This window comes from Labrys sp. HAY1-8F (assembly GCF_056754975.1).
The window spans coordinates 4,343,515-4,363,547 of record NZ_JBPGWZ010000002.1 but is presented as its reverse complement, the minus strand read 5'-3'; the positions used below and the strand labels follow the sequence as shown (position 1 = coordinate 4,363,547).

Annotated in this window: 20 protein-coding genes; 13 read left to right on the top strand and 7 right to left on the bottom strand. The window is 63.6% G+C overall.

Features of this window, described 5'->3' with window-relative positions; translation table 11 throughout:
* The first annotated feature begins 109 nt into the window (after positions 1 to 109).
* Positions 110 to 934, top strand: coding sequence for a TIGR00282 family metallophosphoesterase (locus ACR9ZN_RS29125; RefSeq protein ID WP_441771263.1), 825 nt, complete (start codon positions 110 to 112; stop codon positions 932 to 934).
* Between the two features lie 25 nt (positions 935 to 959).
* Here ACR9ZN_RS29125 and ACR9ZN_RS29120 read toward each other — a convergent pair whose 3' ends face one another.
* Complete coding sequence (locus tag ACR9ZN_RS29120; protein ID WP_481273825.1) at positions 960 to 1,691, bottom strand: HEAT repeat domain-containing protein; 732 nt, start codon at positions 1,689 to 1,691, stop codon at positions 960 to 962.
* A gap of 245 nt (positions 1,692 to 1,936) precedes the next feature.
* Between ACR9ZN_RS29120 and ACR9ZN_RS29115 the strand changes: the two genes are divergently transcribed.
* The 5 genes from ACR9ZN_RS29115 to ruvB all read left to right on the top strand — a co-directional run bounded on the left by ACR9ZN_RS29115 (position 1,937) and on the right by ruvB (position 5,983).
* Complete coding sequence (locus tag ACR9ZN_RS29115; RefSeq protein ID WP_434955158.1) at positions 1,937 to 2,683, top strand: YebC/PmpR family DNA-binding transcriptional regulator; 747 nt, start codon at positions 1,937 to 1,939, stop codon at positions 2,681 to 2,683.
* A gap of 93 nt (positions 2,684 to 2,776) precedes the next feature.
* Complete coding sequence (gene ruvC / locus ACR9ZN_RS29110) at positions 2,777 to 3,286, top strand: crossover junction endodeoxyribonuclease RuvC (protein ID WP_481273824.1); 510 nt, start codon at positions 2,777 to 2,779, stop codon at positions 3,284 to 3,286.
* Positions 3,287 to 3,404: 118 nt separating this feature from the next.
* Complete coding sequence (locus ACR9ZN_RS29105) at positions 3,405 to 4,223, top strand: isocitrate lyase/PEP mutase family protein (protein ID WP_481273823.1); 819 nt, start codon at positions 3,405 to 3,407, stop codon at positions 4,221 to 4,223.
* A gap of 72 nt (positions 4,224 to 4,295) precedes the next feature.
* Positions 4,296 to 4,913, top strand: a complete 618-nt coding sequence (gene ruvA / locus ACR9ZN_RS29100) for a Holliday junction branch migration protein RuvA (RefSeq protein ID WP_454812824.1) — start codon at positions 4,296 to 4,298, stop codon at positions 4,911 to 4,913.
* The gene (gene ruvB / locus ACR9ZN_RS29095; protein ID WP_434955154.1) at positions 4,910 to 5,983 is read left to right on the top strand and encodes a Holliday junction branch migration DNA helicase RuvB; all 1,074 of its coding nucleotides are present in this window, start codon (positions 4,910 to 4,912) and stop codon (positions 5,981 to 5,983) included. Before ruvA ends, ruvB begins: the two co-directional genes overlap by 4 nt.
* A 122-nt stretch (positions 5,984 to 6,105) precedes the next feature.
* Here the strand turns inward: ruvB and pal are convergent, their stop codons facing one another.
* Positions 6,106 to 6,636 carry a peptidoglycan-associated lipoprotein Pal gene (gene pal, locus ACR9ZN_RS29090; RefSeq protein WP_434955153.1) on the bottom strand — a complete coding sequence of 177 codons (531 nt, stop codon included), beginning with the start codon at positions 6,634 to 6,636 and terminating at the stop codon, positions 6,106 to 6,108.
* Positions 6,637 to 6,998: 362 nt separating this feature from the next.
* Between pal and ACR9ZN_RS29085 the strand changes: the two genes are divergently transcribed.
* From ACR9ZN_RS29085 to ACR9ZN_RS29060, 6 genes are all read left to right on the top strand, one after another.
* The gene (locus ACR9ZN_RS29085) at positions 6,999 to 8,048 is read left to right on the top strand and encodes a sulfate ABC transporter substrate-binding protein (RefSeq protein ID WP_481273822.1); all 1,050 of its coding nucleotides are present in this window, start codon (positions 6,999 to 7,001) and stop codon (positions 8,046 to 8,048) included.
* A gap of 255 nt (positions 8,049 to 8,303) precedes the next feature.
* Positions 8,304 to 9,278, top strand: coding sequence for a sulfate ABC transporter substrate-binding protein (locus ACR9ZN_RS29080; protein WP_441771460.1), 975 nt, complete (start codon positions 8,304 to 8,306; stop codon positions 9,276 to 9,278).
* Between the two features lie 180 nt (positions 9,279 to 9,458).
* Positions 9,459 to 10,313, top strand: coding sequence for a sulfate ABC transporter permease subunit CysT (gene cysT, locus ACR9ZN_RS29075; protein WP_454812816.1), 855 nt, complete (start codon positions 9,459 to 9,461; stop codon positions 10,311 to 10,313).
* A complete protein-coding gene (cysW, locus tag ACR9ZN_RS29070; RefSeq protein WP_454812814.1) occupies positions 10,306 to 11,211 on the top strand; it encodes a sulfate ABC transporter permease subunit CysW in 906 nt (301 codons plus the stop codon). The genes cysT and cysW overlap by 8 nt, the downstream gene beginning before the upstream one ends.
* A 14-nt stretch (positions 11,212 to 11,225) precedes the next feature.
* Complete coding sequence (locus ACR9ZN_RS29065) at positions 11,226 to 12,338, top strand: sulfate/molybdate ABC transporter ATP-binding protein (RefSeq protein ID WP_434955149.1); 1,113 nt, start codon at positions 11,226 to 11,228, stop codon at positions 12,336 to 12,338.
* A gap of 223 nt (positions 12,339 to 12,561) precedes the next feature.
* Positions 12,562 to 13,596 (top strand): bile acid:sodium symporter family protein, encoded by a 1,035-nt coding sequence (locus ACR9ZN_RS29060; protein ID WP_441771461.1) that lies wholly within the window; start codon positions 12,562 to 12,564, stop codon positions 13,594 to 13,596.
* 46 nt (positions 13,597 to 13,642) lie between these two features.
* Here ACR9ZN_RS29060 and tolB read toward each other — a convergent pair whose 3' ends face one another.
* From tolB to ybgC, 5 genes are all read right to left on the bottom strand, one after another.
* A complete protein-coding gene (gene tolB / locus ACR9ZN_RS29055; RefSeq protein WP_481273820.1) occupies positions 13,643 to 14,971 on the bottom strand; it encodes a Tol-Pal system beta propeller repeat protein TolB in 1,329 nt (442 codons plus the stop codon).
* A 37-nt stretch (positions 14,972 to 15,008) separates the two neighbouring features.
* The gene (tolA, locus tag ACR9ZN_RS29050) at positions 15,009 to 16,250 is read right to left on the bottom strand and encodes a cell envelope integrity protein TolA (protein ID WP_481274403.1); all 1,242 of its coding nucleotides are present in this window, start codon (positions 16,248 to 16,250) and stop codon (positions 15,009 to 15,011) included.
* A gap of 265 nt (positions 16,251 to 16,515) precedes the next feature.
* The gene (locus ACR9ZN_RS29045) at positions 16,516 to 16,971 is read right to left on the bottom strand and encodes an ExbD/TolR family protein (protein ID WP_434955146.1); all 456 of its coding nucleotides are present in this window, start codon (positions 16,969 to 16,971) and stop codon (positions 16,516 to 16,518) included.
* Between the two features lie 40 nt (positions 16,972 to 17,011).
* The gene (tolQ, locus tag ACR9ZN_RS29040; protein ID WP_441771270.1) at positions 17,012 to 17,731 is read right to left on the bottom strand and encodes a protein TolQ; all 720 of its coding nucleotides are present in this window, start codon (positions 17,729 to 17,731) and stop codon (positions 17,012 to 17,014) included.
* A 530-nt stretch (positions 17,732 to 18,261) separates the two neighbouring features.
* The gene (gene ybgC / locus ACR9ZN_RS29035) at positions 18,262 to 18,696 is read right to left on the bottom strand and encodes a tol-pal system-associated acyl-CoA thioesterase (protein WP_481273818.1); all 435 of its coding nucleotides are present in this window, start codon (positions 18,694 to 18,696) and stop codon (positions 18,262 to 18,264) included.
* A 197-nt stretch (positions 18,697 to 18,893) separates the two neighbouring features.
* On the opposite strand from ybgC, the gene ybgF reads away from it, so the two are divergent.
* On the top strand, positions 18,894 to 20,033 hold the full coding sequence (ybgF, locus tag ACR9ZN_RS29030) for a tol-pal system protein YbgF (RefSeq protein WP_434955144.1): 1,140 nt from the start codon (positions 18,894 to 18,896) through the stop codon (positions 20,031 to 20,033).

The window sequence follows — 20,033 nt, the reverse complement described above, 5'->3', positions numbered from 1 at the left end:
CGAAAGGCTTGCGTCCTCGAACTCCCACGCACTTGCGAAGCAAGTGCGGACATCCTCGGCCAAAATCGCTCCCGTCAAATCCAATCCATAGCTGAGGGCAGGCCCTAATATGCGTCTGTTGTTCCTGGGCGACATCGTCGGCCGCACCGGCCGCAACGCCGTGATCGAACGCCTACCCGGCTTGCGCGAGGCCTGGAAGCTCGACGCCGTCATCATCAACGGCGAGAACGCCGCCGGCGGCTTCGGCCTGACGGAGGCAATCTTCGACGAGGTCGTCGCTTCCGGCGCAGATGTCGTGACGCTCGGCAATCATTCCTTCGATCAGCGCGAAGCTCTCGTCTTCATCGAGCGGGCACCGCGGCTGATCCGTCCTGCCAACTATCCCAAGGGCACGCCGGGGCGCGGTGCCACGCTGGTGGACCTGAAGAACGGCATGCGGCTGCTGGTCGTCCAGGTGATGGGCCGGGTCTATATGGACGCACTCGACGATCCCTTCGCGGCCCTCGAGCGCGAGCTCGCCGCCTGCCCGCTCGGCCTCGGCGCCGACGCCGTGGTGGTGGACGTGCATGCCGAAGCCACCAGCGAAAAGCAGGCGCTCGGCCATTTCGCCGATGGGCGCGCCAGCCTGGTGATCGGCACCCACACCCATGTGCCGACATCAGACCATCAGATCCTCGGCCACGGCACCGCCTATATGTCGGATGCCGGCATGTGCGGCGACTATGACAGCGTGCTCGGCATGGACAAGGAAGAGCCCATCCGCCGCTTCATCCAGAAGACGCCGGGCCTGCGCTTCGAGCCGGCGACGGGCGAGGCAACCCTGTCGGGCCTGGCCGTGGAAACCGACGATCGCACCGGCCTGGCGGTGAAGATCGCGCCTGTACGCATCGGCGGAAAGCTGTCGCAGGCCGAGCCCGATTTCTGGCTCGAATGACCTGATTCAGTAACGACGCCTCGCTCTATTGTCGCTTGGCTTGCAGGAGAGCGATCAATTCAGCAGGATCAAATTCCTGCTCCGCATTCAACCCGAGATAGATCTTCGCGGCATCGGCGAAGTCATCAACGTGACAAGTCGGCGTCAACAGCTCCTCGATCAGATAAGCGACGGCGCGGCGATCCTTTCGCCGGGCGAGGCCTTGCAACGCTTCTGTCCGCACGATCTCATCCTCGTCCACGGCATTCGCCAGGAGGGCGTCGCGGATGGCCTCGCCATCTGCCTCCGACAAACCCAGAGCTCTCGTCGCCCAATCGCGAACGCGAACTTCTTCCCGTTCCTTCATGAGGCGCAACAAGGTCTGGACGGCTTCCTCCGTCTGCGGTGCATGAAAGGAAAATGCCACCGCATAACGAACAAGCGGGTCCGTATGATTGGCGAACCGCATGAGATCGGGTTGGCAGCGCGGATTGGCAAGGTGACCAAGTGAAAACAGCGCGCATCGCAGCACTTCCAGTTCCGGATTCGATCTGACGAGCTCCAGCAGGATGTCGCAACACTCTTCCGGGAAACTGCGTGGGTTACCGAGTTGTCCGAGAATTGTGGCACCGACATTGCGTCGGACCGGGTTTTCCGAACGGCAAAGCATTATGGCAGCTTCCAGAACCTCACGGCTGCCACGGGCCTGCAAGATGACAAGCGCCTGATTACGGGAACAGTCCTCCTGTCTTTCATGCTCGACAGCCCGTTCGATCAAGTCGCTGGTCTCCTGCGGGAAGATTGGACCAGACGGATTTTCAGCCGGCTGAGAAGTGAGGCGGCGGCTATCATTCAAAGCAGCACCACTGTACCCTGGTAAAAGCCCACGCCATATGATGACGTCCTTGCCTGAATCGCCAAGCCGGGATGGATTTTTCTCGCCACCAATTCTATAAGCCGGCCACAATTCACTCGGCTCGCGCTTCGCCGAGCCCGCAGACGACATCAAGGCAAGATACACACATGGCCGGTCATTCCCAATTCGCCAACATCATGCACCGCAAGGGCAAGCAGGATGCCAAGCGTTCGAAACTGTTTTCCAAGCTCGCCCGTGAAATCACCGTCGCGGCCAAGCTCGGCCTGCCCGATCCCAACATGAATGCACGGCTGCGGGCCGCCATCCTGGCCGCGCGCGCCGAAAACATGCCTAGGGACAACATCGACCGCGCCGTCAAGAAGGCCGCCGGCACCGATGGCGAGAACTATGACGAGATCCGCTATGAGGGCTATGGCCCGGGCGGCGTGGCGCTGATCGTCGAAGCGCTCACCGACAACCGCAACCGTACTGCATCGGACGTGCGCTCCTATTTCACCAAGGCTGGCGGCAACCTCGCCGAGACCGGCGCCGTGTCCTTCATGTTCGACCGAGTTGGCGTGATCGAATATGACGCGGACAAAGGCTCCTCCGACGCGATGCTCGAAGCGGCACTGGAAGCCGGCGCCGACGATTGTTCTTCCTCCGAAGACGGCCACGAATTCATCTGCGCCGCCGAGAACCTCGCCGAAGTGACCAAGGCTCTGGAGACCCAGCTCGGCGAAGCCCGTAAATCCAGCCTGGTCTGGCGGCCGCAGAACACAGTGGCCGTCGATGACGAGACCGGCGAAAAGCTGATGCGCCTGGTCGACAATCTCGACGACCATGACGACGTGCAGCATGTCTACGCCAATTTCGAGCTTTCCGACGCCATGATGGCGAAGCTGGCGGAGTAAATCCTGGGATCGCCGGCTTCCAGCCGGCTCTTCCCATCCTGCAAGCACAGCGATTCCAAGAGCCGGCAGGGATGCCGGCGGTCCCAGGAAGTCATGCCACAGACCCCCATCCGTATCCTCGGCGTCGACCCCGGCCTGCGCCGCACCGGCTGGGGCGTGATCGAGGTACTGGCCAACCGGCTGACCTTCATCGCCTGCGGCACCGTATTTTCCGATGACAGCGAAGAACTCGCCCACCGCCTGCTCGCCTTGCATGAGGGCCTGACGGAGGTGATGACGCGCTTCGAGCCGGACGAGGCCGCCGTCGAGAAGACTTTCGTCAACAAGGACGCCACGGCGACCCTGAAGCTCGGCCAGGCCCGCGGCATTGCCATGCTGGTGCCGGCCCAGGCTGGCCTCGCCGTCAGCGAATATGCGCCCAACCTCGTCAAGAAGACCGTGGTCGGCTCCGGCCACGCCGACAAGAAGCAGATCGGCCTGATGATCAAGGTGCTGCTGCCCAAGGCCGATCCGAAATCGGAGGACGCGGCCGATGCCCTCGCCGTCGCCATCACCCATGCCCATCACCGCACCAGCCATAATCTGGCGGCGATCCTGAAGTAATTCCCTGGCGGCGCCCACTGGACCCGCAGGTTGAGAAGCGCCGGCCCCAGGGAAATAGCGCTTGCCTCCCGCGCTTCGCGCCCCTAGAACAAACCGTGAATTTATCTGAGGATTCGCCATGACCCAGGCTCGCCGCGCCGCCATCTTCTCCGAACTGCACCAGCGCCCCGAACTTTTCCTCATACCCAACGCCTGGGATGCCGGATCCACCAAGCTTCTTGATTCACTAGGCTTTTCAGCGATCGCTACCACCAGTGCCGGCCTGGCTTTCACGGTGGGACGCAAGGACGGCCAGATGACGCGCGAGGAAACCCTCGCCAATGCGCGGGTCATCGTGGAAGCGACCAGCCTGCCGGTAAGCGCCGATCTCGAAAACGGTTTCGGCGACTCACCCGAGGATTGCCGGCGCACCATCCTTGCCGGCATCGAGGTGGGGCTCGCCGGAGGCTCGATCGAGGATGCCACCGGTCGACCCGACCGGCCGATCTACGAGTTCGGCCATGCCGTCGACCGCGTCCGCGCCGCGGCCGAGGCGGCACGCGCCGGGGGATTCGTGCTCACCGCCCGCGCCGAGAACTTCCTGCATGGTATCGCCGACCTCGACGACACCATCCGCCGCCTCCAGGCCTTCCAGGAAGCGGGAGCCGAAGTGCTCTACGCGCCTGCCTTGACCCGCCTCGACCAGATTTCCAGCGTGCTGAGCTCGATCGACAGGCCGCTCAACGTCCTGTTCACCGTGGGCGGGCAGGATTTCACCGTCGCCGATCTCGCCAGGCTCGGCGTGCGCCGCGTCAGCGTCGGCGGCTCCTTCGCCCGGGCGGCTTTCGGCGCCTTGAAGCGTGCCGCCCTCGAGCTGCGCGACCAGGGGAGCTTCGGCTTTGCCAAGGATGCCATGTCCTATGCCGAGCTCAGCGCCCTGTTCGGCAAGGGCGCCTGAGACGGGACCCCGGCACGTGAAGCGGGCGCACGAATCAATCGAAACCGCTAGATATGGCCCGATGAGGGTCTCATGATTGGTAAACTGCGCGGCATCGTTGACAGCTATGGCGAGGATTGGGTGATCCTCGACGTGCAGGGTGTGGGCTATGTCGTCTATTGCTCCAGCCGCACGCTCGGCGCCCTGCCCTCCGCCGGCGAAGCGGCTGTGCTCGCCATCGAGACCTATGTGCGCGAGGACCAGATCCGGCTGTTCGGCTTCACCAGCGACAATGAGCGGGACTGGTTCCGCCTGTTGCAGACGGTGCAGGGCATCGGCACCCGGGTGGCACTCGCCATCCTCTCCACGCTCAAACCGGCGGACCTTGCCTCTGCCATCGCGCTCGGGGACAAGGCCGCCGTGGCGCGGGCTCCTGGCGTCGGTCCCAAGGTGGCCCAGCGCATCGTCACCGAACTCAAGGACAAGGTGCCGAGCTTCGGCCACGTCCCCGCCGATGTGATCAGCCTGCAGGCCGATCTCGGCGAGCAGCGCGCCGCCGGCCCGATCAGCGACGCCGTCTCAGCCCTGGTCAATCTCGGCTATGGCCAGACCCAGGCCTCGGCCGCCATCGCTTCCGCCCTGCGCGAAGCTGGCGAAGGTGCCGAGACGGCCAAGCTCATTCGCCTCGGCCTGAAGGAATTGTCGCGATGAAGCCGACGCGGCGACAATCCGGCGCTGAGGCGCCCAAGGCTGCCCGCCTGCTGGACGGTGACCAGCGCAACGAGGATACGACCGACTCCACGCTGCGCCCGCAGGATCTTTCCGAATTCGTCGGCCAGGCCAAGGCACGCGAAAATCTCTCCGTCTTCATCGAGGCTGCCCGCAAGCGAGGCGACGCCCTCGACCATGTGCTGTTCGTCGGCCCCCCCGGCCTGGGCAAGACCACGCTGGCCCAGATCGTCTCGCGCGAACTCGGGGTCAATTTTCGTGCCACGTCGGGGCCGGTGATCGCCAAGGCGGGCGATCTCGCCGCACTGCTCACCAATCTCGAGGAACGCGACGTCTTGTTCATAGACGAGATCCATCGCCTTAATCCGGCGGTGGAAGAAATCCTCTATCCGGCGATGGAGGATTTCCAGCTCGACCTCATCATCGGCGAGGGACCGGCGGCACGGTCGGTGCGCATCGATCTTGCCAAGTTCACACTGGTCGGCGCCACCACCAGGGCCGGCCTGTTGACCACGCCGCTGCGTGACCGCTTCGGCATTCCCATCCGCCTGCAATTCTATACGGTGGAGGAGCTCGAGCTCATCGTGAAGCGTGGCGGGCGCGTGATGGGTACGCCGATCGCCGAGGACGGTGCCAACGAGATCGCCCGGCGCGCGCGCGGTACGCCCCGCATCGCCGGGCGCCTGCTGCGCCGCGTGCGCGACTTCGCCTCGGTTCTGGGCGCCGAGACCATTACCCGCACCATCGCCGACAAGGCCCTGAGCGCGCTGGAAGTCGACCAGGCCGGGCTCGATGCCATGGACAACCGCTACCTCAATCTGGTCGCCCTCAGCTTCGGCGGCGGCCCTGTGGGCATCGAGACCATCGCCGCAGCCCTCTCCGAACCGCGCGATGCCATCGAGGACATCATCGAGCCCTATCTGATCCAGCAGGGCTTCCTGCAGCGCACGCCGCGCGGCCGGGTGATGACCCCGCATGCCTATCGCCATCTCGGCCTGGCAGTGCCGAGTTCGACGACGCCGCAGATGCCGCTGTTCACCGACGAAGAGTGATGGTGGGGTGGGTCTTCGGACCCGTCTTCTTCCAATGGAAAGGGCGCCTCGATGGGCGCCCTTCTTATGCATAATCACGATCCGGCCACGGGTCAGGCGGGTCCGAAGACCTGCCCCCCAACTTAGGAATTGCCGCCGTTCAGCACGGTGACGGCGCGGCGGTTCTGCGACCAGCAGGAGATGTCGTTGCAGGTCGCGACCGGGCGCTCCTTGCCGTAGGAGATCGTGCGCATGCGACCGCCGGAAATGCCCTGCGCCATCAGATAGTCGCGCACCGACTGGGCGCGGCGCTGGCCGAGGGCGAAGTTGTAGTCACGCGTGCCACGCTCGTCGGCATGACCTTCGACGGTGACGGAGTAGCGCGGATAGGCCTTCAGCCACTGGGCCTGCTTGTTCAGCGTCTGCTGACCCTCAGGGGTGATGTCGGACTGGTCGACGAGGAACAGCACGCGATCGCCGACATTCACGACGAAGTCCTGTTGGCTACCGGGCGATGCAGCGCCACCGGCTCCGTAGCCGCCACCGCCGGCTCCACCGGGACCGCCGAGGCCACCATCGGCACCCGATTTGCTCTTACAGGCCGCCAGTGCAAGCACGCAGGTCAGTGCAGCGGCAAAGCGCAGTGCGGGGACCGCGCGCAGGGACGTCATCATTCCGGTTACTCCTCCGGTCGTCAGAATTGGTAAACCAGCCATAGCGAAAGCTGGTTAATCGAACGTTCTGGAAACACGGCCCGTGGCGATTTCTTGGCCGCTGTGGTACCGCCGCGCCTCGCCGCAAGAGCCAAATTGCCACTATGGTTAACCAAGTGCTGATCAATTCCGGCGCAAAGGTGGCTCCGGCTGGGCTCGGGCAAGGCAGGCCGCCTTTCTCATGCACTGTGGCAATCTTGTCACACATCCACTTCATGTGAATTGATTTATAATACCATTAATCTATGCATTTTATGGATTGACAAGGTCGATTGATTTAGTGGACATTCGGGACACGCTTCTCCCGACTGGAAACCGACATCATGACGATCAAAACACTCCGCCTTGCGCGCCTGAGGGACACGCTCGGCGTACTCCTGGCCCTCGGCCTCGTGCTCTGGCTGGTTTTCGGCGCTCTTGCCGGCGCCCGCGCCGCCGAATTGCTCAATGTCTCCTATGATCCGACGCGCGAGCTCTACAAGGAGATCAACACCGCCTTCATCGCCGACTGGAAGGCCAAGGTCGGTGAGGACCTGACCATCAAGCAGTCGCATGGCGGTTCGGGCAAGCAGGCGCGCTCGGTCATCGATGGCCTGGAAGCCGATGTGGTCACCCTCGCTCTGTCCGGCGACATCGACGCCATCGCCAAGGCGACCAAGAAGCTTCCGGACAATTGGCAGTCACGCCTGCCGCACAATTCCTCGCCCTATACCTCGACCATCGTCTTCGTGGTGCGCAAGGGCAATCCCAAGGGCGTCAAGGATTGGGACGATCTGGTCAAGCCCGGCATTGCGGTGATCACGCCCAATCCCAAGACGAGCGGCGGCGCTCGCTGGAACTATCTGGCCGCGTGGAGCTACGCCTTCGACAAGAATGGCGGCGACGAGGCCAAGGCCCGCGACTTCGTGGCGGCGCTCTATCGCAACGTTCCCGTGCTCGACTCGGGCGCCCGCGGCTCCACAGTCACCTTCGCCCAGCGCGACACCGGCGACGTCCTGATCGCCTGGGAGAATGAGGCCTTCCTAACGCTGCAGGAGTTCGGTGCCGACAAATACGAGATCGTCTCACCTTCCTCCTCGATCCTGGCCGAGCCGCCGGTGGCCATCGTCGACGCCAATGTCGATGCCAAGGGCACGCGCAAGCAGGCCGAGGCCTATCTCAACTTCCTCTACACCCCGGCCGCCCAGAAGATCATCGCCCACAACTTCTATCGGCCGATCGATGAAGCCGCAGCCGACAAGGCCGATCTCGCCCGCTTCCCCAAGCTCAAGCTGGTGACCATCGACGATCCCCGCTTCGGGGGCTGGAAGACCGCCCAGCCCAAGCATTTCGGCGATGGCGGCGTGTTCGACGAGATCTACAAGCCGCAATAAGGCGCACAAACGAACGCGATCAGAGCGGGCCCCAAGGGCCCGCTTTCCTTTTGGCGGCAGCCGCCATATAACACACAATTGTTGTGGAATTTATTGCATTTAACACATTGACAATGTCGATTGATTTAGTGGATATATAAAGAAGTTGTAAATTCCCCTTTCCCACTTCCAGGTTGTGAAATGAACGGCATGACCAGCCCCACCCGCCTTCGCGACACTCTCGCCGTGCTGCTGGCTCTCGGCTTCGTGCTGTGGATGACCTTTGGCGCGCCCGCGCGCGGCCATGCCGCCGAGCTTCTCAACGTGTCCTATGACGCCACGCGCGAGCTCTACAAGGACATCAACAAGGCGTTCGCGGCGGACTGGCAGGCCAAGACGGGCGAGGACGTCACCATCAAGCAGTCCCATGCCGGCTCCGGCAAGCAGGCGCGCGCCGTCATCGACGGGCTCGATGCCGATGTGGTGACGCTGGCCCTGTCCAACGACATCGATTCCATCGCCAAGGCGACCAACAAGATCCCGGAAAACTGGCAGTCCCGCCTGCCGCGCAATTCCACGCCCTATGCCTCCACCATCGTTTTCGTGGTGCGCAAGGGCAATCCCAAGGGCATCAAGGACTGGGGCGACCTCGTGCGCCCCGACGTCGCCGTGATCACCGGCAATCCCAAGACAGGCGGCGGCACGCGCTGGAACTATCTGGCTGCCTGGGGCTATGCCTGGGACAAGACCGGCGGCGACGAGACCAAGACCCGCGATTTCGTGGCTGCGCTCTACCACAACGTGCCGGTGCTCGACTCGGCGGCCCGCGGCGCCACCATCACCTTCGCCCAGCGCGAAGTCGGCGACGTGATGATCGCCTGGGAGAACGAGGCCTTCCTGACGCTGAAGGAATTCGGCGAGGACAAGCTGGAGGTCGTGGTTCCCTCGATCTCGATCCTGGCCGAACCGCCCGTCAGCATCGTCGACGCCAATGTCGACGCCAAGGGCACGCGCAAGCAGGCCGAGGCCTATCTCAATTTTCTCTACACCCCGGCCGCCCAGAAGATCATCGCCCACAACGGCTATCGCGCCAGCGACGAGGCAGCCGCCGATCCGGCCGATCTCGCTCGTTTTGCCAAGCTGAAGCTGTTTACGATTTCCGAGCCCCAATTCGGTGGCTGGGCCAAGGTTCAGGCCAAGCATTTCGCCGATGGCGGCATCTTCGACCAGATCTACAAGCCGAAGGGGTAGTGGACCTACCCTCCCCTGGAGGGGGAGGGTCGAGGCGAAGCCTCGGGGTGGGGTGACTCTCCGTGGTGAGGTCCCCCCGCATCCATTTCCAGCGCCCCCTATTTCACCCCACCCCGGCCCTTCGGGCCGACCCTCACCCTCCAGGGGAGGGTAAGGGAATGCGATCGCCACAGGACACCCATGGCTCTTGCCGCCACCTTGCGAGCCCCCTTCGTCAAGCCGACCGCCCTGCCGGGCTTCGGGCTGACGCTGGGCTACACGATCTTCTATCTCAGCCTGATCGTGCTGATCCCCCTGGCCGCGCTGTTGCAGAAGGCGGCCGTGCTCGGCCCTTCCGGCATCCTGGCAATCGCGACCGAGGGACAGGTTTCCGCCGCCCTGAGGGTCACCTTCGGCATTTCGCTCCTCGCGGCCCTGGTCAATGTCGTCTTCGGCGTCATCGTCGCCTGGGTGCTCGTCCGCTATGACTTCCCGGGCAAGCGCCTGGTCGATGCCGCCGTGGACCTGCCCTTTGCCCTGCCGACAGCCGTGGCGGGGCTCGCCTTGTCGAGCCTCTATGCCTCCAATGGCTGGATCGGCCAGTTCTTCGCCCTTGCCGGCATCAAGGTCGCTTTCACCACCAAGGGCATCTTCGTCGCCCTCGTCTTCATCGGCCTGCCCTTCGTGGTGCGTACGCTCCAGCCGGTGCTCGCCGAGATCGACAAGGAGATCGAGGAGGCCTCGGCCACGCTCGGTGCCACGCGCTTCCAGACGGTGACGCGCGTGCTGCTGCCGCCCTTGCTGCCGGCGGTGCTGACCGGCTTTGCCCTCGCCTTCGCCCGCGCCGTCGGGGAATATGGCTCGGTGATCTTCATCGCAGGCAACATTCCCTATGTCTCGGAGATCGTGCCGAGCCTGATCTTCCAGAAGCTCGAGCAGAACAAATATGCCGATGCCGCCGCCATCGCCATCATCATGCTGGCGATTTCCTTCGCCATGCTGCTGGCGATCAACCTGATCCAGGCCTGGAGCCGCAGGAGGATGGGTGATGCCTGAAGCGACCTCCGAACTCGCGATCGAGCTCTATCGCGAACCGCCCGTCTCGCGCGAACACAACGTCACCAGTGAATCCCGCCTGGTCCGGCGCGTGCTGATCGGCATCGCCCTCGCTTTCCTGGCGGCCTTCCTGGTGATGCCGCTGATCGAGGTGTTCTACCAGGCCTTCCGCAGCGGAGCGGCCGCCTATTTTGAGTCCTTCGAGGACCCGGATACCCGCACGGCCGTCTGGATGACCTTGATCGTCGCCCTGATCGCGGTGCCGCTCAACATCGTCTTCGGCGTGATCGCGGCCTGGGCCGTGGCCAAGTTCGATTTCAAGGGCAAGAGCCTGCTCATCACCCTGATCGACCTGCCCTTCTCGGTGTCACCGGTGGTGGCGGGCCTCGTCTTCGTGCTGCTGTTCGGCGCCCAGGGCCTGCTCGGCCCCTGGCTATCAGCCCATCGCATCCAGATCATCTTCGCCCTGCCCGGCATCGTGCTCGCCACCATCTTCGTCACCTTCCCCTTCGTGGCGCGCGAACTCATTCCGCTGATGCAGGCCCAGGGCAAGGCGGACGAGGAGGCGGCGCTGACGCTGGGCGCCTCGCCGCTGAAAATGTTCTGGACGGTGACCGTGCCCAACATTCGCTGGGGCCTGCTCTATGGCGTACTCTTGTGCAATGCCAGGGCCATGGGCGAGTTCGGAGCGGTCTCGGTGGTATCGGGCCACGTCATCGGCGGCACCAACACCATGCCGCTGCATATCCAGATCCTCTATGAAGGTGGAGGCTCGGCCGCGGTTGCCGCCTTTGCCGTCGCTTCCCTGCTTGCCCTGCTGGCCCTGGTGACCCTCGTGGCCAAGACGCTGCTCGAATGGCGCTATGGCGATGAACTCGCCCACGGCGCCAAGCACTGATAAGGACCAGATCCATGGATATCCGCGTTACTGGCCTGACCAAGAGCTACGGCGTCTCGCCGGCCTTGCACGGCATCGATCTCGACATCAAGTCAGGCGAGTTGCTCGGCCTGCTCGGCCCTTCCGGATCAGGCAAGACCACGCTGCTGCGCATCATCGCCGGGCTCGAGCGCCCTACCACAGGCACGGTCTTTTTCGGCACGGACGACACGGCCGGCCTGACGGTGCAGGAGCGCCGGGTCGGCTTCGTATTCCAGCATTATGCGTTGTTCCGCCACATGACGGTGGCTGACAATGTCGCCTATGGCCTGCGGGTGCGCCCGCGCGCCAAGCGGCCGGCAGAAGGCGAAATCGTCCGGCGTGTGGCCGAACTCCTCGATCTGGTGCAACTCGGCGCTTTCGGCCAGCGCTTCCCGTCCCAGCTCTCCGGCGGCCAGCGCCAGCGCGTCGCCCTCGCCCGCGCCTTGGCGGTGGAACCCAAGGTATTGCTGCTCGATGAGCCCTTCGGCGCCCTCGATGCCAAGGTCCGCAAGGAATTGCGCAGCTGGCTGCGCACCATCCATGACAAGACCGGCCACACCACCATCTTCGTCACCCACGACCAGGACGAGGCGCTGGAGCTGTCGGATCGCATCGCCGTGCTGGACAAGGGCCGCATCGACCAGCTCGGCGTGCCCGACGAAATCTACGACCATCCGGCCACCCCCTTCATCTTCGGGTTCATCGGCGAGTCGAGCCGTGTGCCGGTGACGATTTCGCAGGGTCGCATCCTGCTCGAAGGCACCGCTTTGCCCTTCAATGCCGACGGCCTGCCGGACGGGCCGGCCAGCCTGTTCTTACGCCCGCACGACGTCGCACCGGTCGAACCGGGCGCATCGGTCCTCAACGGGTTGATCGTGGCGCAGCGCCGCGTCGGCGCCACCCGCCGCCTGGAGGTGGCCCTGGGCACCCAAGGCACGGTGGTGGAGGTCGATACGCCCAGTCTCAGGACCAGCGAGAACAACAAGCCGGTCGGCCTGAAGCTGCTCAACGCCGCTCTTTTCGCCGGCAATGGCGAGGCCCGCTATTTCCGCGGCGCGGCCACCGAACCGGTGGTCGTCCGGCCGAGCGCCTTCCAGCGCGCCTGACCCCGCCGATGGTGCGGCACAGCAGCGCTGCGAGCGTCCTGCTCCCACACGGCGCGTGCATGGCAGGTCTGCGCCTGCCCGCCACGGCGCTGGTGAGGCTTCCGCCCCTCGCAAGGATGGGTTAACGCTGAGCGGCGTTTTCGGCGCCGGTCCTTTCGGCAACACCGTCTCTCCCCGTCAGGTGGTCATCAACTTGTTCTCGCGCTTCCGCCCCGACAATTTCATGCTGATGCTGCTGGGCGTCGTGGCGTTGGCGAGCTTCATGCCCATCGCGGGCAAGCCGGCCGAGATATTCGGAGCCCTGACCAACGGCGCGATCGCCCTGCTCTTTTTTCTGCACGGTGCCCGGCTCTCGCGCGAAACGGTGATTGCCGGTCTTTCGCATTGGCGCCTGCACCTGACCATCCTGCTATCGACCTACGCCCTCTTCCCGGTACTGGCGCTCGCCCTCGATTACGGCCTGGTCTCGGCGCTGACGCCGACGCTGGCCAGCGGCATCCTCTTCCTCGCCATCCTGCCCTCGACGGTACAGTCCTCGATCGCCTTCACGTCGATAGCGGGCGGCAATGTCCCTGCTGCCGTCTGCGCGGCATCGGGCTCCAACATTCTCGGCATCTTCATCACACCGCTGCTGGCGGGCCTGCTTTTCGCTTCGCGCGGCGCGGGCTTTTCCGGTTCCGTCCTGATCACCATCGTCACCCAGCTCCTGCTGCCCTTCGTGCTCGGCCAGGTGCTGCAACCCTGGATCGGTAGTTTCGTGCGCCGGCACCGCTATGTGCTGAGCTTCGTCGACCGCGGCTCGATCCTGATGGTGGTGTATCTGGCCTTTTCCGATGCCGTCACAGGCGGCCTGTGGCGGCAATTCTCGGCTACGGCCTTGCTCACCATGGTGTTCGTCGATGCCGCCCTGCTCGCTTTGGTACTGGTTATCACCACCTATGGCAGCCGCCGTCTCGGCTTCTCCAAGGAGGATGAGATCACTATCGTGTTCTGCGGCTCGAAGAAAAGCCTCGCCACCGGCGTGCCGATGGCAACCGTGATTTTCGCCGGCCAGAACATCGGGGCCATCGTGCTGCCGCTGATGCTCTTCCACCAGATCCAGCTGATGACCTGCGCCATCCTGGCGCAGCGCTATGCCCGGCGCCTCAAACCGGTGGCGCTCGACGAGGCTGAAATTGCGGACGAGGACTGGCCCACCCGCAAGGCCGCCGCGAAGGAAGCAATCGTCGCAGGCCAAATGAAAAACCCTCCCCGATGAAGGGGAGGGCTTGAGCCGATACCTGAAAGCCGAACAGCTTCCCCCGTTAATTCCGCTTGAACAGATTGGCGGACCAAGCCGGGTCGGAGGCATAGCCTTGCGTCGGCACGCGCTGCTCGGGGGTGCCGAAGATCGAGGCCTGCCAGAGCTGCGGGCCCTGGCCAAGGTCGCGGAACCACATCAGATAGAGACCGTTGGGGGCCCAAGTCGGGCCTTCATTGTGGAAGCCCTCGGTGATCATGCGCTCGCCCGTACCGTCCGGCTTCATGATGCCGATGCCGAACTGGCCGCCTTTCTGGCGGGTGAAGGCGATCAGGTCGGAGCGGGGCGACCACACCGGAGTCGAGTAGCGAGCACCGCCATCACCGCCGGTGATGCGCTGCTGGTTCGAACCGTCGGCGTTCATGATGTAGATCTGCTGGGTGCCGCCGCGGTCCGACTCGAACACGATGCGGCTACCATCCGGCGAATAGGATGGCGAGGTATCGATCGCGCTGCCATTGGTGAGCTGCGTCGCCTGCTTCGACTGCAGATTCAGCAATTGGATGGTCGAGGAGCCGTTCTTCTCCAAGCTCATGATGACCTTGCGGCCATCGGGCGAGAAGCGCGGCGAGAAGGTCATGCCCGGGAAGTTGCCGACCACTTCACGCTGGCCGGTCTGGACATTGGCCAGATAGACGCGGGGATCGGCATTGCCGAAGGACAGATAGGTCAGCTCCTGGTTGGTCGGAGAGAAGCGCGGCGTCAGCACCAGATCGGTGCCACGGCTGAGATAGACGGTATTTGCGCCATCCTGGTCCATCACGGCAAGACGCTTCACGCGCTTATCCTTGGAGCCGGATTCGGAGATAAAAGCGATGCGTGTGTCGAAAGCACCGGGCTCACCCGTCACTGCCTTGAATACCGCGTTGGCGGCGACATGGCCGAGCTGACGCCAGTTATTGGCAGAGGTCGAGAACTGCTGGCCGGCAATCTGCTTGCCTTGGACGACATCCCAGACACGAACCTGGATGCTGAGACCGCTCCCACCTGCCACTACTTGGCCGGCCACCACGACCTGGGCATTCAGCGTCTGCCAGCTGGCGAAATTAGGCGCCGCGTTTGGTCCTACCTGCTCGACGAAAGCCTTGGAATCGATCGGCTGGAACAAACCCGAGCGACCAAGGTCGTTGCTGATTACGCCCGAGAGATCGCGTCCGCCCCCGCTGATGGGCATAACAGCAACGGAAACAGGGGTAACCGCCGTCGCTCCATCATAGGTCAGCGTCAATATGCTGCTCTGCGCAGCCGCTGGTACCGTCATGCTCAAAGTGGCCACGGCCAATGCGGCCAATAGGAAGCTGACCTTTTTATGTAACAAGGAGGCGATGGACATTCTCATCTCTCGATTTTTCGGAAGACCTTACACTCGGTCAAAAGCTGCCGGGCTTCACGACATAGTTGAAGACCTTCCAGGATGCGTAGAGGTCTCGTTTGAACTTCAAGGGGTTCTCTGCTGTGATGCAGCGCTTGACTGCACGCGTAACAGCACCGGCGACCGTCGGATTGCTTGCACTCACCAATTGGGCGTCCGCAATGGTGCCATCCTCATTCATATGCAGGCGGATGGTTGCGCTATCACCGGCCCCATCCTTACCAAAGGAGGGATTTAGACAACTCCTGATCTGACTGTTGATCATGCTCTGCATCGCCATTTGCTCGCCCATACTCAGGCGGGGCGCACTAGCGTCTGGCCTGCCGGTGGATGCGGTCTGGCCAACATTATCGCGGGTATTGCCCGCCCGCCCGGAGGGCTTGCTCGGCGTCGTTGCCGGAACATTGCTCGCCACCTGCTGGCCTTCCTTAGCCTTGCGCTTGGCCAGGATACCGTCAATGCCGTCGAGCTGCTTGGCGTTCTTGGCGGCCGCAGCCTGCTTGGCAGCCTCTGCCTTCTTGTCGGCGATGGCCTTGTCGATGGCAGCCTGACGCTCGGCATCAGCCTTGGCCTTGGCATCGGCGAGTTGTTTCTGCTTTTGGGCTTCCGCTTTCTTGGCGGCCTCGGCGTCAGCGATCTTCTGCTGTTTCTCGGCCTCAACCTTCTTGGCGGCCTCCGCCTCGGCGATCTTGCGCTGTTTATCGGCCTCGGCCTTCTTGGCAGCTTCGGCTTCGGCGACCTTGCGCTGCTTGTCGGCCTCGGCCTTCTTGGCAGCCTCCGCGGCCTCGGCGAGCTTCTGCTGCTTTTCGGCCTCCGCCGCTTCCTTGGCCGCAGCATCGGCCTTGGCGGCAAGCTCGGCGCGGGCCTGAGCCTGCGCCTTGGCAGCAGCATCGGCGGCAGCCTTGGCCTGGGCCGCCTTCGCCGCGGCTTCCGCCTTGGCCTGCGCAGTCTTGGCCGCGGCCTCGGCCTTGGCTTGTTCCTGGGCCTTGGCGGCCGCCTCGGCAGCAGCAGCGGCCTCAGCCAGCTTGGCGAGGGCCTGAGTATCTGGTTTCGATTCGGGCTTGGGCGTCGGCAATCGCGGCGGGGCGTCGTCGGAAGTGTCAGCGACTTCCGCATCCGGCACGTCACGCGACGGCGGCAGAGCCTGCACCTGCTGCGGCGCTTCCTGTCCGCCGCCACCGCCGGCCGACGGTGTCGGATCGCCCTTCATGATCTGGTCGTATTGTTCCGGCGTGACCATATTCACCGGAACGGCCGGGGCCGAGTTCGAGCGGCTGGGCGGCCGGAAACGCGAACAGCAACGCTCCCAGCAAAATTACATGCACCGCCGCCGAAACGGGAAGTCCATAATCACGCATCGTACTCAAACCGGCCTTTCAAACCCCAATCCCGACGTCATCGCCTGCTCGATATTCCGCGACGTCGCCAAGCTACCCCGCCCCCATGCCGCCCGCCTGTCAGCGCGAACATCAGCCGAAACGAGGTAAATGCGAGCATTCCCGTTTCTAGCTCTGCGGCTGGGTTACCAGCGCTGCCTTCTTGAACCCCGCGCTCGTGATATCGCTCATCACCTTGGCAATTTGATCCCAGCTCGCCTTGCCGTCGCCCTTGACGAAAATGCGCTCTTCGACCCCTGCCCCGTTCTCCGTCATCGCCTTGAGGCGGCCGAGCAAATCAGGCTCCGGCTTGTCGCTGTCGTTCAGATAGGACTGGCCGTCCGCCTTGATGGAGACGGTGATCGGGCGCTTGTCCACCGAAATGGCCTTCGCCTGGGTCTGTGGCAGATCGATATCGACGCCTTGGGTCAACAGCGGCGCAGCGACCATGAAGATGATGAGCAACACCAGCATGACGTCGATGAACGGCGTCATGTTGATATCGGCAATCGGCGCCTTGTGACGGCGGCGGCGGCGTGTTCCGCCACCCGAGCCGCCTGAACCTGTCGCGACACTTCCACCCATGATGCTTTCCTTGAATGAGGGACCGGAACGAGGCGGCCGCTCAGGCGGCCATGCGCTCGTCGATCTGGCGCGACAGGATGGCGGAGAATTCGTCGGCGAAGCCTTCCAGACGCGCCTGCTGCTTGGCGACTTCCGCGTTGAACTTGTTGTAGGCGATCACCGCCGGAATGGCGGCGACCAGACCCATCGCGGTGGCGAACAGGGCTTCGGAAATACCGGGCGCCACGGCGGCGAGCGAGGTATTCTTGGTGGCCGCGATCGACTGGAAAGCGGTCATGATACCGACCACCGTGCCAAACAGACCGATGAACGGGCTGGAGGAGCCGACGGTGGCGAGCACCAGGAGCTTGGATTCCAGGCGCTCCACCTCGCGCTGAACGGTGACGTCCATCACCTTTTCGATGCGGGCCTGCAGGCCGAGGAAGGAGCGGCCGGGGGATTCGAGCGAGCGCTTCCACTCGCGCATGGCGGAGACGAACAGGCCGGCCATGCCGTAGTTCTGGCGCTGCGACAGCGAACGATAGAGCTCTTCCAGGCTCTGGCCCGACCAGAACACCTGCTCGAAACGATTCATGGCGGCACGCGAACGCGAGAACAGGATGGCCTTGTCAATGATGATGGCCCAGCACCACACCGAGGCTGCCATCAGGCCCAGCATGACGATCTGGACGACCAGACCGGCATTCATGATCAATCCGAGCAGGCTCACATCGGTTACCGGAGCCAGGGCCGTCTGGGCCATATCGGCGGTCGCTTCCATTCCTTCAATTCCTCGTCCTGAGGCCGACGGGCCAAGCCGGTCCGCAGGGGATCGGCACATTCGTAGCTAAGCGGATCCGTGCAAGATCAGCATAGTCGCAACAATAATCGGCGAGCCTGATCTCGATCCCGCGCATCGAGCCAACATCAAGCCTGCCTCAGGCACCGCCCCGGCACACACCAAACGTTACTCGGGAAATCCACGCACCTGGTTGTGCAGAGCAACAACACCAAGCGTCACGGGCTCCTTTTGACGTTTGAATGTGACCGCAGTGCGGCACCCCTTCCCGACCGCGATAAACGGCGGATTCCAGGCCTATTGATCATCGGTACCGTTAATGTCGGGTTACGGCCGACCTCGATTCGCGAATTCTTATTTACGATGCGCTGCAACATTGATGACGGCGGCTCCAACGCCGACCGATTACTGATCCCGACTAAAGCGTTTTACGATTTGATGGAAACAGCCCAAACAGCGAAGAAGTGCGGAAACAAGACGTTGGCGCCAAAAAGCATTTACGCTTCAATGCACTATGCTTTGGACAGCACGTTGCGCAGACTCTCCGGCAGGCGCTGGGGCCGGCCGTTGCGGATACAGACCACCAGAACCTTGGCGGTGGTCAGGACTTCCTCGCCCCGCCGGATGCTCTGTTCGAGATGCAGCGAAGGCCCGCGCACCTCGCTGGCCTTCGTCTCCACTTCGACGATGTCGTCCATCAACGCAGGGCGCAGGAACTCGACCTGGATCGAACGCACGGCAAAGGCGATGCCCTCTTCGCGGTGAAGGGCGAGTTGATCGACACCGAGCGCGCGGATGAACTCGGTTCGTCCCCGTTCGAAGAAGCGCAGATAATTGGCATGGTAGACGATGCCGGAGAAATCGGTGTCCTCGTAATAGACCCGAAGAGGCAGGCTGTGGCACGCCTCATTAAGCACGCCGCCGAAATTCGGCGGGGTTTGCGCCATTTCTATCATGGGGAAAGCCGTTTGTTCAAAGTTTCGCCTGACTTGACCTGTGTGGTATCGACGTGACTGGAGCAGGATGTGTTTTTATGAGAACACGCCTTGCCTGAATACCGAGTTTCGACCCATCCTTGCGATTTACGGCGATTCCGCCAGATCGCAGAACGCTTTGGATTGATTGCAACCGAATGAGCCGCCTCATGCTCCGCCCCGCTTCCGCCGCGCTTTTGCTGGCCGTGACCCTGGCCCTGCCCTTGGGCCCGGTGCGCGCAGCGTCCTATGACGAGGGACTGATGCCGCCCGGCAGCGTCGGGCAGGACCAGTCCACGCAGGACAACAGCTACACGCCCGACCAGCCTTACCCCCAGCCGCCCGCACAGGCCGGGTATGACGGCAACGTCACAGGCTCGACCGATGAACAGCCCCCCGCGGCTGCGGCCCCGAGCGCGCCGCAGAACGGCTATGTCGTAGCCCAGGAATCCACTATGGGCGATCTTCTCGTGCGCGTACAACGGCTCGAAGGCGAGAATCGCCGACTGCTTGGCACCGTCGAGGATCTACAGTCACAGGTGCGCAAGCTTCAGGACGACATGAAGCGGCAGCAGGAGGATACCGAATATCGCCTGCAGGCCCTCGAAGGCGGCGGGGGCAAGGCGTCCGCTCCAAAGCCGGCGCCCAGCGCGCCTTCGCGCCAGAAGAGCGGCCAGAGCGCCCCGGCCACGCAGCCCAATTCCCTGGGCAGCCTTCCCGCCCGCGGTGGCAACGATGTCGCCATGCAGGACTCCACAGGCGATGTTCCCGAACAGGCCCCGCCGCCCTCGACACCGCGCCCGCGCAACTCCACCGTCTCCCCTGGCCTGCCGGGTATCGCCGTCGATACATCGCGTCCCATGGCCAGCAATGCGCCGGAAGCCGGCGCTGAACCGGCACCGGCACCGGCCGCCCCCGCTACGCCGGAGGCCGAATATGCTTCCGACTATCGCCTGATCGAGACCCAGCGCTACGACCAGGCCGAGGCCGCCTTTCGCAATTTCGTCGCCAGCCATCCCAAGGACAAGCGCGTGCCCGACGCCATCCATTGGATCGGCGAGAGCCTCTATCAGCGCAAGCAATATACCGATGCGGCCGAGCAGTTCCTGAAGGTCACCAAGACCTACTCCAATTCCAGGCGCGCACCCGCCAGCATGCTCAAGCTGGGCATCACGCTGGCGGCCATGGGTGAGAAGGATGCAGCCTGCGCGGCTCTTCAGGCCGTCGGCAGCAAATACCCCAAGGCCGGCCCGACCATCCTCAGCGGTGCCGATCGCGAGATCAAGAAGAACGCCTGCAAGGTGGGGTGA